The sequence below is a fragment of the Longimicrobium sp. genome (genome assembly GCF_036399255.1).
GTDB lineage: Bacteria > Gemmatimonadota > Gemmatimonadetes > Longimicrobiales > Longimicrobiaceae > Longimicrobium.
The window spans coordinates 20,105-33,136 of sequence record NZ_DASWNM010000051.1 but is presented as its reverse complement, the minus strand read 5'-3'; the positions used below and the strand labels follow the sequence as shown (position 1 = coordinate 33,136).

Sequence of the window (13,032 nt, the reverse complement as noted above, 5' to 3'; positions counted from 1 at the left end):
CGAACGCGTGTTCCGAACCGCTCCGATTGCGACAGGTGACCGTCAGCGTTTGCAACGGCTTAGGTGGTCACCTCGCGCAAATCCTGCGCAACTTGCGCAGGATTTCACTGGTCAGAGACTATTCCCTATTCCCTATTCCCTGTTCCCTATTCCCTGCAGTTCACCGGAGGGAATAGGGAACAGGGAACAGGGAATAGCGGGAAAAAACGGCCTCGGCGACGGGTGCTCGGCGAGAAGGCCGGGCAGGAGGCGGCTTTCACGGTGGTGGGCGGGATTCGCCGAAGCGAGGCATGGATTGCCCACGCGCAGGAGCCTCGCAGGTTGTTCCCTATTCCCTATTTCCTGCAGTTCACCGCAGGATCAGCATCTCAACCAGAAACCAGCCGAACGCAATGCCGGCAGCTATGCCCGCGGCAATCGCGGACCACATCCGCATTCTGGCCCTCCAGGGCTTCCGCGCCACGTCTTTCCTGCCTCCGATTCCGGTTCCGGTGAGCTTGCCGCGCGACGCCGGTTGCGAATGGCGTGCCTGCCCGCGCGTTCGGCGCTCACGTTGCGGCGTGCGCGCCCTCCGCGCAAGGCGCGCGGCGTGATCGCGGGCGTCGGCGTGGACCTGGTCTCCATCCCCCGCTTCGCCGAGCTGATGGAGCGGCGGGGCGACGCGGCGCTCGCCCGCTTCTTTACCGCCGCCGAGGCGGAGCGGTGCCGCGCGTCCAGATCCGCGCTGGAGTCGTTCGCGGGGCGGTTCGCGGCCAAGGAGGCGTTCTTCAAGGCGCTGGGCACCGGCTGGGGCCTGGGCGGGCGGTGGACCGAGGTGGAGGTGGTCACCGCCCCCTCAGGCGCGCCGTCGCTGCGCCTGTCCGGCCGCGCCGCGGAAGCCGCCGCCGAGCGCGGCGTATCCCGCATCCACCTTTCCCTCACCCACACCGAAGACACCGCCGCCGCCTTCGTCGTCCTCGAATCCTGATCCCCCGCCCGTTGTCCCCTGTAACCTGTCCCCTGTCACCTCTCCCCTCCGCACTTTCGCACTCTCGCACTCTCGCACTACCTTCCCGCGCTTCACCCTGTTCACTCTGGCGGATATCGTGGGAACGTCTTGAGTACGGCGCTGTGGTACGCCCTGGCGGCGGCCGCCGCCAACCTGATCGGCGGGTTCGTCATCACCGCGTCGTCGGCGGCGGGACGCGCGACGCAGCGCTTTCTGATCGCCTTTGGCGCGGGGTTCATGATCGCCACCGCGCTGGTGGGGATGGTGCCGCACGCGGTGGAGGAGGGGGGCGAGGCCGCGGCGGCGGCCGTCCTCGTGGGCTACCTGCTGGTGCACCTTACGCAGCACGTGCTGGTGGCACACTTCCACTTTGGCGAAGAAACGCACTCGGAGCACATGGTGAGCCGGTGGGTGGGGATCACCGCGCTGCTGGGGCTGCTGCTGCACACCTTTTTCGACGGCGTGGCCATCGCCAGCGGCTTTCACGCGGGCGAGTGGCTGGGAATGCTGGTGTTCATCGCCATCCTGCTGCACAAGGTGCCCGAGGGCGTCACGGTGGCGTCCATCATGCTGGCCAGCGGCAACTCGGCCAAGCGGGCCATCGGCGCGGTGGCGCTGCTGGGCGTCTCGACGGTGCTGGGCGTGGTGCTGACGGAGTACGTGCGCATCCTTTCCACCACCGGGCTGGCGCTGAGCGCGGGCGTCACGCTGTACGTGGCGGCCAGCAACCTGGTCCCCGAGGTGCAGAAGAAGCGCAGCGCGTCCACCTCCATCGCCGTGTTCCTGGGCGCGGGGCTGTTCTACGCCACCTACCTGCTGGTGCGCGGATACCTGGAGCATCCGTGAGCGACTTCTCCCTCTTCGGCGACGAGCCGCCCGCGCCCTCACCGCGCGGCGAGTCCGCCCCGCCGCCGCCGGACCCGTCCGCGCCGCTGGCCGAGCGGATGCGCCCGCGGACGCTGGACGAGATCGTGGGCCAGCAGCACCTGGTGGGGCCTGATGGAACGCTGCGGAAGCTGCTGGCGGCCGGACATCTGCCCAACCTGATTCTGCACGGACCGCCGGGGAGCGGAAAGACGACGCTGTCGCGGGTGATCGCGACGGACAGCGACGCCTCGTTCGTCCCCTTCAGCGCGGTGAGCGAGGGGGTGCCGCGGCTGCGCGAGGTGGTGAAGGAGGCCGAGGCGCGGCGAAAGGGCGGCCGGCGCACGCTGCTGTTCATTGACGAGATCCACCGCCTGAACAAGGGGCAGCAGGACTTTCTGCTTCCGTGGATCGAGTCGGGGCTCATGACCCTCGTCGGCGCCACCACGGAGCACCCGGGGTTCGAGATCAACCCCGCCGTGCTCTCCCGGTCCACCGTGCTGGTGCTGCAGCCGCTGACGGAGGACGACGTGCGCAGCCTGGTGCGCCGCGCGCTGGACGACGCGGAGCGCGGGCTGGGCGGGGCGGGGCTGTCGATCGACGAGGAGGCCGAGGACGTGCTGGTGCGCAACACCGGCGGCGACGCGCGGCAGGCGCTCACGGGACTGGAGATCGCGGGGCGGCTGGCGGGCGCGGGCGGGCGCATCACCGTGCGCGAGGCGCGCGAGGCGCTGCAGCAGCCCACGGCGCGCTACGACACCTCGCTGATGTACGAGATGCTGTCGGCGTTCCACAAGTCGTTGCGCGGAAGCTCCGGCAGCGGCGCGCTGTACTGGGCCAGCCGGATGATCCAGTCCGGCGAAGACGCCAAGACGGTGTTCCGCCGCCTGATCGCCGCCGCCTACGAGGACGTGGGGCTGGCCGATCCGCAGGCCGGCATCGTCTGCGTGAACGCCATGCTCGCCTTCGAGCGGCTGGGGCTGCCGGAGGGGCTGCTGCCGCTGTACAACGCCATCCTCTACGTTGCCAACGCGCCCAAGAGCAACCGGGCGTACATGGCGGGGGGCGCGGCGGCGCAGGCGGCCAAGGAGCATCCCAACGCGCCGGTCCCGCTGGCGTTGCGCAACCCTACGACGGCGCTGATGAAGGAGTGGGGATTCGGTGCGGGCTACAAGTACGCGCACGACTACGAGGGCGGCTACACGCCCCTGCAGACGCTGCCGGATGTGATCCAGGACGCGCGCTTCTACGAGCCCACCGACCGCGGCTACGAACTCAAGATCGCCGCCCGCATGCGCGAGCGCGGCGACCCGGGGTGAGATCGGGGGTGCCGTCAAAGGTGGCGAATGAATTCGCGGCTGGGAAAACGCGATGTCCGCCTGCGCGGACCGTTCGTGCCAGGGGCGGACTGCTCGGTGCTTGCCGACACCGGACAGCCCGCGTGGTCAGCTCTGGTGCTGCGGAAATGATGCGTGCGGCCGCTGTTGGGCCAGCCACCGTCGGGCGGGCGGCATCACCGTATCCAGCAACTCGTTGAGGCCGCGGATCTGTTCGGGCGTGGGGGAGCCCGCTTCGTATGCTGACACCTTCCGCATCTTGCGGATTCGGTCGGTGCGGATGTCGATCTCCTGCAATCCCTCGATCTCGAGTGCCGCCACGGCAAAGAACGTGGTTGCGTGATGCCCCTGCGCCCCTCGCGTTCGGTATCCCGCGCAGGCGAGCACGGCGGTCCCCATCTGCAGCAAAGCCTGGTATCCCAGCACGTACTGGTTGTCTGGAGAGTTCGTGCTGTTCCGCGCGTCACGCGCAGATGCCGTGGCCTTCTGCCACAGCGCCGCGACGTCCGAATCCGGGGTGGGGAACTCCTCCAGCTGACGTCCCTCCATGAGCTGCTGAATGCGTCGTGGTGTGCTCAAGACGTGCTCTCTACTGCGATCGGAAGGTCAGCTTCGCTCCCCGCCAGCCACACCTTTGGCCCGCGGAAAACGTTGCGGATGAAGGAGCTACCCGCCTCGGTCCGCCCGGCGAGTTCGTCGCGCGTCATCTGCACCACGCTGACTTCGCGACCCAGCAGGATTTCTGCCTCGATCGTCCGGCGCGCGAGCCGCTCCTCCGGGATTCCATCGTCGATCAAGAACACGTCGACGTCGCTGTCCTCGCGAGTGTCACCCCGCGCGAAGGAGCCGAACACGAATGCGGCGGCGATCCCCGGAATGTCCGCGAGCGCGTTGCGAACCACGTCGACGGGGTCAGCAAAGTCCCGGATCATGGCTCGCAACGCACGCCAGCGCGGGTTTTCCTCCACCAACTCGTAGCGGACCAGGCGGCCATCTGGGCGGCGGCGCACCAAGCCGAGCGATTCGAGCCGGGCGAGTTCCGTCTGCAGGGACCGCGGCGTTAGGCCGGTGCGGCGCTGGATCTCTCGTCCGTGCGACGCATCCTCCGGATGCACGGCAAAGTCGATGACGACGCGGGCCATCGCTCCCGACGCCAGTGCGGTTGAGAGAGCGTCCGTGCGTTTGCGGCTGCGAATGTTGGGTGGACGCGCAGGCGTCGTGTGCCACGTCGATTCCAGTATGTTCATGCACGAAATTTGGGTGCAATGGCATCGGAAAGCAAGTCTCGGCGTTGCCCCGCCTCGCGCGCTCTCTCATATTCCGCCGCTCGGCAGGCTTGATGTTGTATCGCTCTTTCCCCGCGCACCGTGACCCGAACCGCCCTTCGTCTTCTCCTCAACCTCGAAGCGCGGCGGCTCACGGACCCGGTGCGGCATCCGCGGCCGGGCGCGTGGATCGGCGTGGGGCTGCCGGCGCTGCTGGGGATTGCGGCGCTGTGGTTGGGCGCGGAATCCGTACGCCCGGACGCCGCCGACGGCGACGGAGCCATCGCGCTGGGCCTGCTGGTCGCGGCGCCGATTGCGTTCTGGGCGTATCCAATCCTCTTTCGCCCCGCCGACGACGGGCTGCTGCGCCGCCTGGGCATCCCCGCGCGGGCGGCGTACGGGCTGCGCGCACTGCGGCTGGGCGCGCTGGTGCTGCTGATCCTCCTGCTGCTGATGATTCCGTACGCCGCCACCGGCACGCTGGGCGCGCTCCCGATCGCGGTGGCGGCCGCGGCCGGGCTGACGGCGTGGGGGATGGCGCTCTCCTCGCTCTCCGGGGCGGCGGCGCGCATCGCGAACCCGGGACGGCGGCTGGAGCTTACGTCGATGATGATGGGGCCCGACCCGGAGCTGGTCCGCGCCGGGCCGATGGTGTGGGCGCCGCTGCCGGCCGTCATCTGCGGCGCCTTCGCGGCGCGGCTGGTCCTGGTGAGTTCGCTGCCACCGGTGGCGTGGGCGGCGGTGTTCGCGGCGATCGGCCTCGGATTGGCGATGGTGGGCGCGCGGCGGTTCGAGCGGGCGGCGCCGCGGTTTTCGCCGCAGGCCGCGGAGATGGCGTACGCGCCGGCGCCGGACGCGGGGGACGCGGGGCTGGTGATCGGGCGGGGGCTGGCGCGCGTTCTGCCGGCGAGGGCGGGAGCCGTCCGCGCGCGCGACGCGGCGGTGGTGGCGCGGCGGTTCCGCTGGGCGGGGCGCGTGGCGTGGCCCGTCGCGGTGGTGTGCGTGCTGGCGATCCTGCGTGCGGGCGAGCGGCCGGCGGTGCAGGGGTGGGTGGCCGGCGCGGGCGCGGTGGTCTTGGCGATGCAGGCCGCCGCCGTCATCGGCCTGGGGCGGATGGAGCGCGGCGGGCGCCGCTGGCTGGACCGCGCGGCGGGACTCGCGGCGGCGGACCGGCTGCTGGGGCGCTGGGCGGCGGCGTTCGGAATGGCGCTGGCGCTGGTGATTCCGGTCGCGATCACCTGGGCGCTGGTGCTGGGCGGATCGGCCGCGTGGCTGTGGATCGCGGCGGCGGCGGGGAGCGCGCTGGTCGCCTCCGCCGCGTCCCTTGCCGCGGCGGGGCGATGACGATGCAGACGGATGGCGTGCCGCCGCTGGCGGTGGAGGATGTGCGCAAGAAGTACCGGCGCGGCGTGGTGCTGGACGGCGTGACCTTCGCGCTGCGGCCGGGCGAGGCGGTGGCCCTGCTGGGCTCCAACGGCGCGGGAAAGAGCACGCTGCTGGGGTGCGTCACGGGCGACAGGCTGCCGGACAGCGGCACGGTGCGGCTCTGCGGGCACGATCCCTTCAAGGACCCGACCGCCGCGGCGGGGTGTATCGGCTTCGTCCCCGAGCAGCCGTTCCTGTACGGCGAGCTGACCGTGGGCGAGTTCCTGCAGTTCATCGCGGCGGCGCGGCGGATGGACGCGTCCGCGGCCCGCGGGGAATCCGCCCGGCTGCTGGAGCTGCTGGGGCTGGGCGGCGCGGAGGGCACGCTCTGCCGCGAGCTGTCGCAGGGGATGGGGCGCAAGACGGCCATCATCGCCGCGCTGCTGCACCGCCCGCGCGCCATTCTGCTGGACGAAGCGCTCAACGGCCTTGACCGCACCTCCGCCGAGCGGCTGGTCGCGGAGCTGGACGCCCGGCGTGCCGAGGGCGCCGCGGTGCTCATCAGCAGCCACGACCTGGAGTTCGTCGGGGGATGGTGCTCGCGCGGCCTGCTGCTGGGGCCCGGCGGGTTCTGGAAGATGCTGGACGGGGCGGAGTGGGAGGCGTGGAGGCGGGCGCCGACGCTGGGGTTCGGTGCATCCGGCTCCAGGAGCGAATGAATTCGCCGCTGGAAGATCGCAAAATCCGCCTTCGCGGATTGTAGCCGCGAATCCGGGGCGCTTCGACGGGCGCGGAAGTCGCCGTCGGTAGATTCCCCGGTCGCGCGCCGGGCGCGGTGAGCGACGGACCGTCAGGCGCGGCGCTCCCCTCGGAATGACATACGGGGGTGCGGTCGGATTCCGGTTGCGGACGCGCAGCCGCATGGGATTCCGCACGCGGCCGGGCCGCCGAGTCCGCGCAGGCGGACTTTGCGATGTTCCAGCGGCGAATTCATTCGCTCCGCGGGCGGACGGCACGTTACCGGATTAGAATCGCAACGAGCATCATTCGCTCCTGCGGGCGGACGACGGCACGCTGCCGGGCTGGACGCGCAACACTCGCCCACCGGAGGGCCGACGGAAACCGCGCCCGAAGTTGCGTGAGGGATGCGCGCCCGCAGGGGCGAGACACCGGCGCGCCGTGCACCGGACCTGAGGAAACGAATCGGAAACCTGGCGCGCCGGGGGCTCGACGCCGTTGGCAACAGTCGTATCGTTGCCTACGGCGCGCGCAGCCCGGCCCCCGCTCGCGGGGGACACGCCCAAACCGTGCAGTTCAAAGCAGTGCTGCACCACGAAGGAGCAACCGACATGATGAAACGCACATCGCTGCTGGCCGTCCTGGCCCTGGTGACGCTCGCGTCCGCGTGCACGGGCTTCAAGAAGCCGACGATCGAGCTGGAGGGGATCTCGCTGGGCAGCGTGGGGCTGAGCGGCGGCACGCTGCTGGTGAACCTGCGCGTGGAGAACCCCAACGCCATCGGCTTTCGCGCGGACGACCTGCGCTACGAGCTCTTCCTGCGCTCCGCCGGCGGCGACGCCAGCAATCCGCAGTGGGAGCGGCTGGCGGAGGGGACGTACGACGAGGAGATCCGCATCGGCGCCCGCGAAACGCGCACGGTGCAGGTGCCGGTGGAGTTCCGCCTGTCGCAGCTGGGCCCGGCGGCGGCGTCGGTGATGCGCAGCGGGCGGCTGGACTACCGCGCCACGGGCACGGTGCGGGTGCGCGCGGCCGGCTCGTCGCGCACGGTGCCGTTCAGCAAGACCGGAAACGTGATGCTGGGCAGATGACCATCGTCCGGCTGCAGAACGCGGGCAAGCAGTACGGCGACCGCTGGGTCTTCCGCAACGTCTCGTTCACCGTCGGTGCGCGGGACCGCTGGGGGATCGTGGGGCGCAACGGGGTGGGCAAGACCACGCTCTTCAAGGCCATCACGGGGGACGACGAGGCCACGGAGGGCGAGATCTGGCGCCACCCCGGCCTGCGCTTTACCCTGCTGCGCCAGAATCGGGGCGAGCAGAGCGCGGCCACGGTGCACGAGGCCGCGCTGGAGCCGTTCGCCGACCTGGTGGAGATGGAGGCGCGGATCAACCGCGAGCTGGAGGAGCTGGGGACGGTGCAGGAGCCGCGCGACGCCGAGCGGCTGCTGAAGTCGTACGACCGCCACGTGGAGGAGTTCCGGCGCCGCGGCGGCTACGAGATGCGCTCGCGCGCCGACGCCACGCTGGAGGGGCTGGGCTTTCCGCAGGACACGTGGGGCAAGCCGATCCGCGCGCTGTCCGGCGGCGAGCTGGGGCGGCTGCGGCTGGCGCAGACGCTGCTGGCCCAGCCCGACGTGCTGCTGCTGGACGAGCCCACCAACCACCTGGACCTGCGCTCCACCGAGTGGCTGGAGGAGTTCCTGCGCGGCTACCCGGGCACGGTGATGGTGGTGAGCCACGACCGCGTGTTCCTGGAGCGGCTGGCGGACCACATGCTGCACCTGGAAGAAGGGACGGCGTACCCCTACACGGGCGGATACGACAGCTTCCTGGACCAGCGCGAGGCCCGGCGCGAGCTGCAGCGCAAGCAGTACGAGCAGCAGCAGGCGCACATCGCCCGCACCGAGGCGTTCATCCAGAAGTTCATCGCCGGCACGCGGACCAAGCAGGCCAAGAGCCGCCGCACCCTGCTCAACCGCCTGGAGCGCGTCGCCGCCGTGGGGCGCGACGAAAAGGCGATGGGGCTGCAGTTCGCGTCCGGCGGGCGCAGCGGCGGCGTGGTGATGAAGGTGGATGCGGTGCAGTGCGCGTACGGCGACCGCGTCCTCTTCTCCCCCTTCTCGGCGGAGGTGTCGCGCGCGGAGCGGATCGCGCTCGTGGGCCCCAACGGGTGCGGCAAGTCGACGCTGATGCGGGTGCTGGCCGGTGCGGCGCAGCCGGAGCGCGGCTCGGTGACGATGGGGACGGGGGTGCGGCCGGCGTACTACCGCCAGGACTTCACGCACCTGGATCCCGAAAAGAAGATCCGCGAAGAGGTGGCCGAGGCGGCGCCGTCGCTGACCTTTCCCGAGCTGCGCAGCCACCTGGGCCGCTTCCTGTTTACGGGGGATGAGCAGGAGGCGCGCGTGGGCGACCTTTCCGGCGGCGAGCAGGCCCGCGTGGCGCTGGCCAAGATCACGCTGCAGAAAGCCAACCTCCTGCTGCTCGACGAGCCCACCAACCACCTGGACATCGAGAGCCGCGAGGTGCTGGAGGAGGCGCTGGACGGCTACGACGGCACGGTGATCCTGATCTCCCACGACCGCGCCACGCTTTCCGCCCTGTCCACGCGGGTGTGGGCGTACGAGGACGGCCGCTTCGTGGACTATCCCGGCAGCTTCGACGAGTGGCTGGAGTGGAGCGCGCGCCGCAAGGCCGAGTCCGCCGCCACCGCCGTCCTGGCCCGCACCGCCGAGCCGAAAGGCGGTGGAGGATCATCCTCCGCGGCCGGCGGGGCGCCCGCGCTCTCCAAGAACGAGATCCGCCGGCGCGAGCGCGAGCAGCAGGCGCTGGAGCAGCGCATCGAGAAGATCGAGGCACGCATCGCCGAGATCGAGGCCACGCTGGGCGACCCCGCGCTCTACGCCGCCGGCGCCGACCCCGCCCGCCCCGCCGCCCTGGCCGCCGAGCGCGACACGCTCTCCGCCGAGCTGGCCGAAGCCTACGCCACCTGGGAGAGGGTGGGCGAGGAGCTTGCGGGCGTGTAGGTCGACGGAGGTCACGGTCTGGACAGGCGATGCGCCGCTCCGCGCGGGAAGAAGAAGCGTGAGAGGGATTCTCCGCCCGCGTTCGCAGGCGTGCCCGCTGGCCGTTGGGCGCGGCACCCTCTATCTTTTCGCGAAACCGAGATCATCCTGACCGCCGGCCCTCGCGAAGCGCGATGGCGCGGCGGTCCCCGTTTCCGGACCGATGCTGATGCGCGTACGTTCGCTGCTCGTTCTTTCGTCGCTCGCTCCCGCCGCTCTGGCGGCGCAGGAGCGGGCCGTTCCCCTGGATACCGTGCGGGTGAGCGCGGCGTCCCGCACCGCGAGCGAGGCCGCCGCCGCCACGCGCGGAATCGAGGTCGTCACGGCGGAGCAGATCCGCGCGCTTCCCGCTCGCACGCTGGCCGACGTGCTGGAGTGGGCGCTGGCGGTGGACGTGATGCCGCGCTCCCCCGCGCTGGCCGACGTGTCCGTGCGCGGCGGGAGCTTCGAGCAGGTGCTGGTGATGGTGGACGGCGTCCGTGCCAGCGACGCGCAGACGGGCCACTTCGACCTGAACCTGGCGGTTCCGCTGGACCAGGTGGAGCGCATCGAGATCGTGCGCGGCCCGGCGTCGGCGCTGTTCGGTGCGGACGCGGTGGGTGGGGTGATCCACGTCGTCACGCGCCGCGATGCCGGCGGGCCGCGGGCACGCGCGCAGGCGGGCACGTGGAACACGCGCGCGGTGTCGGCTTCGTACGCGGCGCGGCTGGGCGCGGCGCGCGCGGACCTGGGCGGTGAGTGGCAGCGCTCCGACGGCCACCGCCCGGGGACGGACTACGACGTGGCGAGCGGACGCCTGGCGCTGACGGTGCCCGCCGGCGGGGGGACGGTGAACGCGGACGTGGCGCACGCGGCCCGCGACTTTGGCGCGGAAGGCTTCTACGGCCCGTTCCCGTCGTACGAGGAGACGCGGACGACGACGGCGACCCTGGCGTTTCGCGCCCTCTCCAGCGCGCGCCTGGCGGTGGAGCCCACGCTCAGCGTGCGCCGCCACGCCGACGATTACGTGCTGCGCCGGGACGATCCGGAGTTCTACCGCAACCAGCACACGAACCTTCGCTGGGGCGGTGAGGTGATGGCCCGCTGGCACGCGGCGCCGCGGCTGCGGCTCGCCGGCGGCGCGGAGTGGTTCAGCGACGAGCTGGAGAGCGCGCGGCTGGGCGACCGCGCGGAGCCGCGCGCGGGAGCGCTGCTCGAGGCGGCGGCGGGGACGCTTGGCCGCGCGACGGCGACGGCCGGGGTCCGCGCCGACTGGCACGAGCGCTACGGGACGGAGTGGTCGCCGTCCGTCGCGGCGGCGTGGTGGCCCGCGCCGGGGGTGCGGCTGCGCGCGTCGGCCGCGCGGGCGTTCCGCGCGCCCACGTGGACGGAGCGCTACTACCAGGATCCCGCCAACGTCGGCGATCCCGACCTCCAGCCGGAGCGGTCGTGGAGCGCGGAGGCGGGCGCCAGCGCCTTTCCGGGGCACGGCGTGCGGCTGGGGATCGCGGCGTTCGTGCGCGACGCGGACCAGCTGATCGACTGGGCCAGGCCGGATGACGCTCCGGCGGAGCCCTGGCGCACGCGCAACGTGGAGGAGGCGCGCTTTCGCGGCATCGAGGCAGAAGCGGGGTGGTCCGGCCCCCTGGGGCTGGCGTGGAGCGCGACCGGCGCGTGGCTTTCGGTAGCGACCGAAGAAGCCGACGGGTTCACCAGCAAATCCGCGCTGCGGCCGGTGGTGGAGAACGTGGCCCTGAGCCTTCGCCGCACCTTCGCGGAGCGGCTGACGCTCACGCTGCTGGGCCGCCGCGCGCGCCGGACGGGCGACGATGCGTACGTCCGGCTGGACGCCCGCGCGGCGTACGACATCCGCGGCGTGCGCGTCTTTGCCGACGTGCAGAACGCCACCGGCGCCGAGTACCTGGACATCACGCGGCTTGCGGCGCCCGGCCGTGCGTTCACCGTGGGCCTGGAGTGGTCCGCGTCCCGCGGCCGCTGACCCGGTCCAGGTGCCGGAAGGGTAGGCGAGGAGCTTGCAGGCGTGTAGATTGGTGGGCGTGACGCTCTGGACAGATCCTGTTCGGGAGTAGGCCGGCGTGCTGAAATACGAGATCATCCTCTACTGGAGCGACCTTGACCAGGTGGTGATCGCCGAGGTTCCGGAACTCCCGGGCTGCAAGACGCACGGTGATACGTATGAGGAAGCGCTCGCGATGGCGCAGGAAGCGATGCAGGCCTGGATGGACGTTGCCCGGGAAACTGGAAGGCCGGTTCCCGAACCGAAGGGCCGCCGGCTGATGTACGCCTGATCGTCCCGCCGTCCGTGTTGCACGCGTGGAGTCAAGGGAATGTACGATCGAGCAGGAGAGACGATGACGATCACCATCCCGGATGACGTTCTCTTCGCCGCACGGATGACGGAGCAGGAGATGGCGGTGGAGGTAGCCGTGATCCTGTATCACCGGGGCGGCATGGCGCTGGAATCCGCGGCGGAGGTGGCCGGCATGGGCCGCCGCCAGTTCGCGCACCTGCTTGCGAGCCGCGACATCGAGGTGGATCCGGAGCACTTCAGGACCCTTGCCCCCGCAGCCGCGAGCTGAGCATGGAGCTGACCTTGAATCCGGAGGCGCACGTTGCGCCGCGCCTGTCCCAGGCCGAACTGCTGCGGGAGCTGGCGGTCGTGCTCTACGAGCGCGAAAAGCTGTCGCTGGGACGCGCCGCGCGGCTTGCCGAGATGGACAAGTGGGCGTTCAACGACCTGCTCGCCCGCCGCGAGATCCCGATGCACTACGGCATGAAGGAGTTGGAGCAGGATCTTGCGACAATGCGCAGTCTCGCCGAACGGTGATCGTCGTAAGTGATGCGTCTCCGCTCATCACGCTTGCCGGCGCCGGCCAACTCCACCTGCTGCACGCGCTGTATGGCGAGGTTCTGATCCCTTCCGCCGTATGGGACGAGGTTGTCCACAACGGGCGGCCCGGGGTGCAGGACGTCCTTTCCGCTACCTGGATACGCGTCATTCCAGTGGCTCAGGATTCGTACCTGCTGGCGCTGCAGACAGATCTGGATGACGGTGAGGCCGAGGCGCTGGCGCTCGCCGCCGAGGTAAAGGCGGAGGTGGTGCTTCTGGACGAACGACGTGGACGCGAAGTCGCGCTATGGATGGGATTTCGCGTGATAGGAGCCGCAGGCGTTCTGGCGCAGGCGAAAGCACACGGCTTTCTGGCGGAGATTCGGCCAGTGCTGGATGAGATGCTCAAGGTGACGCAGTTTCGCCTTGCCCGGCATCTGTACGATGCGCTCCTTAGGGATGCGGGTGAGGGCTGAGCGAGCCGTGGCGTTCCCAAGGAACAAGGCTGCCGAGCGGGGCGCCCGGATATACCTTATGCATGGGCGGGGATGAGCCGGCTCGACAAGCTGGCGGTGAAG

14 protein-coding genes are annotated in these 13,032 nt (G+C 70.9%); 12 read left to right on the top strand and 2 right to left on the bottom strand.

Annotation, left to right across the window (positions count from 1 at the left end; genetic code table 11):
- Positions 1 to 589 precede the first annotated feature (589 nt).
- The 3 genes from VGC13_RS08905 to VGC13_RS08895 all read left to right on the top strand — a co-directional run bounded on the left by VGC13_RS08905 (position 590) and on the right by VGC13_RS08895 (position 3,171).
- Complete coding sequence (locus VGC13_RS08905; protein ID WP_331124887.1) at positions 590 to 967, top strand: holo-ACP synthase; 378 nt, start codon at positions 590 to 592, stop codon at positions 965 to 967.
- A gap of 129 nt (positions 968 to 1,096) precedes the next feature.
- Positions 1,097 to 1,834, top strand: coding sequence for a ZIP family metal transporter (locus tag VGC13_RS08900; protein WP_331124886.1), 738 nt, complete (start codon positions 1,097 to 1,099; stop codon positions 1,832 to 1,834).
- Positions 1,831 to 3,171, top strand: coding sequence for a replication-associated recombination protein A (locus VGC13_RS08895; protein ID WP_331124885.1), 1,341 nt, complete (start codon positions 1,831 to 1,833; stop codon positions 3,169 to 3,171). The genes VGC13_RS08900 and VGC13_RS08895 overlap by 4 nt, the downstream gene beginning before the upstream one ends.
- Positions 3,172 to 3,297: 126 nt before the next feature.
- Here the strand turns inward: VGC13_RS08895 and VGC13_RS08890 are convergent, their stop codons facing one another.
- Positions 3,298 to 3,768: a hypothetical protein gene (locus VGC13_RS08890; protein WP_331124884.1), complete on the bottom strand. Its 471-nt coding sequence runs from the start codon at positions 3,766 to 3,768 to the stop codon at positions 3,298 to 3,300.
- Entirely contained in the window at positions 3,765 to 4,436 is a 672-nt protein-coding gene (locus VGC13_RS08885; RefSeq protein WP_331124883.1) for a nucleotidyltransferase domain-containing protein, read from the bottom strand. Before VGC13_RS08885 ends, VGC13_RS08890 begins: the two co-directional genes overlap by 4 nt.
- 120 nt (positions 4,437 to 4,556) lie before the next feature.
- Here VGC13_RS08885 and VGC13_RS08880 point away from each other — a divergent pair, with 120 nt between their 5' ends.
- From VGC13_RS08880 to VGC13_RS08840, 9 genes are all read left to right on the top strand, one after another.
- Entirely contained in the window at positions 4,557 to 5,798 is a 1,242-nt protein-coding gene (locus tag VGC13_RS08880) for a hypothetical protein (RefSeq protein WP_331124882.1), read from the top strand.
- Positions 5,795 to 6,538 (top strand): ATP-binding cassette domain-containing protein, encoded by a 744-nt coding sequence (locus VGC13_RS08875; RefSeq protein WP_331124881.1) that lies wholly within the window; start codon positions 5,795 to 5,797, stop codon positions 6,536 to 6,538. The genes VGC13_RS08880 and VGC13_RS08875 overlap by 4 nt, the downstream gene beginning before the upstream one ends.
- A 630-nt stretch (positions 6,539 to 7,168) precedes the next feature.
- On the top strand, positions 7,169 to 7,648 hold the full coding sequence (locus tag VGC13_RS08870) for an LEA type 2 family protein (RefSeq protein WP_331124880.1): 480 nt from the start codon (positions 7,169 to 7,171) through the stop codon (positions 7,646 to 7,648).
- On the top strand, positions 7,645 to 9,585 hold the full coding sequence (locus tag VGC13_RS08865) for an ABC-F family ATP-binding cassette domain-containing protein (RefSeq protein ID WP_331124879.1): 1,941 nt from the start codon (positions 7,645 to 7,647) through the stop codon (positions 9,583 to 9,585). The genes VGC13_RS08870 and VGC13_RS08865 overlap by 4 nt, the downstream gene beginning before the upstream one ends.
- A 208-nt stretch (positions 9,586 to 9,793) precedes the next feature.
- A complete protein-coding gene (locus tag VGC13_RS08860; RefSeq protein ID WP_331124878.1) occupies positions 9,794 to 11,602 on the top strand; it encodes a TonB-dependent receptor plug domain-containing protein in 1,809 nt (602 codons plus the stop codon).
- 97 nt (positions 11,603 to 11,699) lie between these two features.
- Complete coding sequence (locus VGC13_RS08855) at positions 11,700 to 11,912, top strand: type II toxin-antitoxin system HicB family antitoxin (protein WP_331124877.1); 213 nt, start codon at positions 11,700 to 11,702, stop codon at positions 11,910 to 11,912.
- Positions 11,913 to 11,975: 63 nt separating this feature from the next.
- A complete protein-coding gene (locus VGC13_RS08850; protein WP_331124876.1) occupies positions 11,976 to 12,203 on the top strand; it encodes a UPF0175 family protein in 228 nt (75 codons plus the stop codon).
- A 2-nt stretch (positions 12,204 to 12,205) separates the two neighbouring features.
- A complete protein-coding gene (locus VGC13_RS08845) occupies positions 12,206 to 12,451 on the top strand; it encodes a UPF0175 family protein (protein WP_331124875.1) in 246 nt (81 codons plus the stop codon).
- Positions 12,448 to 12,930 (top strand): DUF3368 domain-containing protein, encoded by a 483-nt coding sequence (locus VGC13_RS08840; RefSeq protein ID WP_331124874.1) that lies wholly within the window; start codon positions 12,448 to 12,450, stop codon positions 12,928 to 12,930. Before VGC13_RS08845 ends, VGC13_RS08840 begins: the two co-directional genes overlap by 4 nt.
- Positions 12,931 to 13,032 lie beyond the last annotated feature (102 nt).

Bases quoted from the DNA above. Each gene is read 5' to 3' on its own strand.
- VGC13_RS08885 (WP_331124883.1), bottom strand. From the start codon at position 4,436: ATGAACATACTGGAATCGACGTGGCACACGACGCCTGCGCGTCCACCC.
- VGC13_RS08875 (WP_331124881.1), top strand. From the start codon at position 5,795: ATGACGATGCAGACGGATGGCGTGCCGCCGCTGGCGGTGGAGGATGTG.
- VGC13_RS08870 (WP_331124880.1), top strand. From the start codon at position 7,169: ATGATGAAACGCACATCGCTGCTGGCCGTCCTGGCCCTGGTGACGCTC.
- VGC13_RS08865 (WP_331124879.1), top strand. From the start codon at position 7,645: ATGACCATCGTCCGGCTGCAGAACGCGGGCAAGCAGTACGGCGACCGC.
- VGC13_RS08860 (WP_331124878.1), top strand. From the start codon at position 9,794: ATGCGCGTACGTTCGCTGCTCGTTCTTTCGTCGCTCGCTCCCGCCGCT.
- VGC13_RS08850 (WP_331124876.1), top strand. From the start codon at position 11,976: ATGACGATCACCATCCCGGATGACGTTCTCTTCGCCGCACGGATGACG.
- VGC13_RS08845 (WP_331124875.1), top strand. From the start codon at position 12,206: ATGGAGCTGACCTTGAATCCGGAGGCGCACGTTGCGCCGCGCCTGTCC.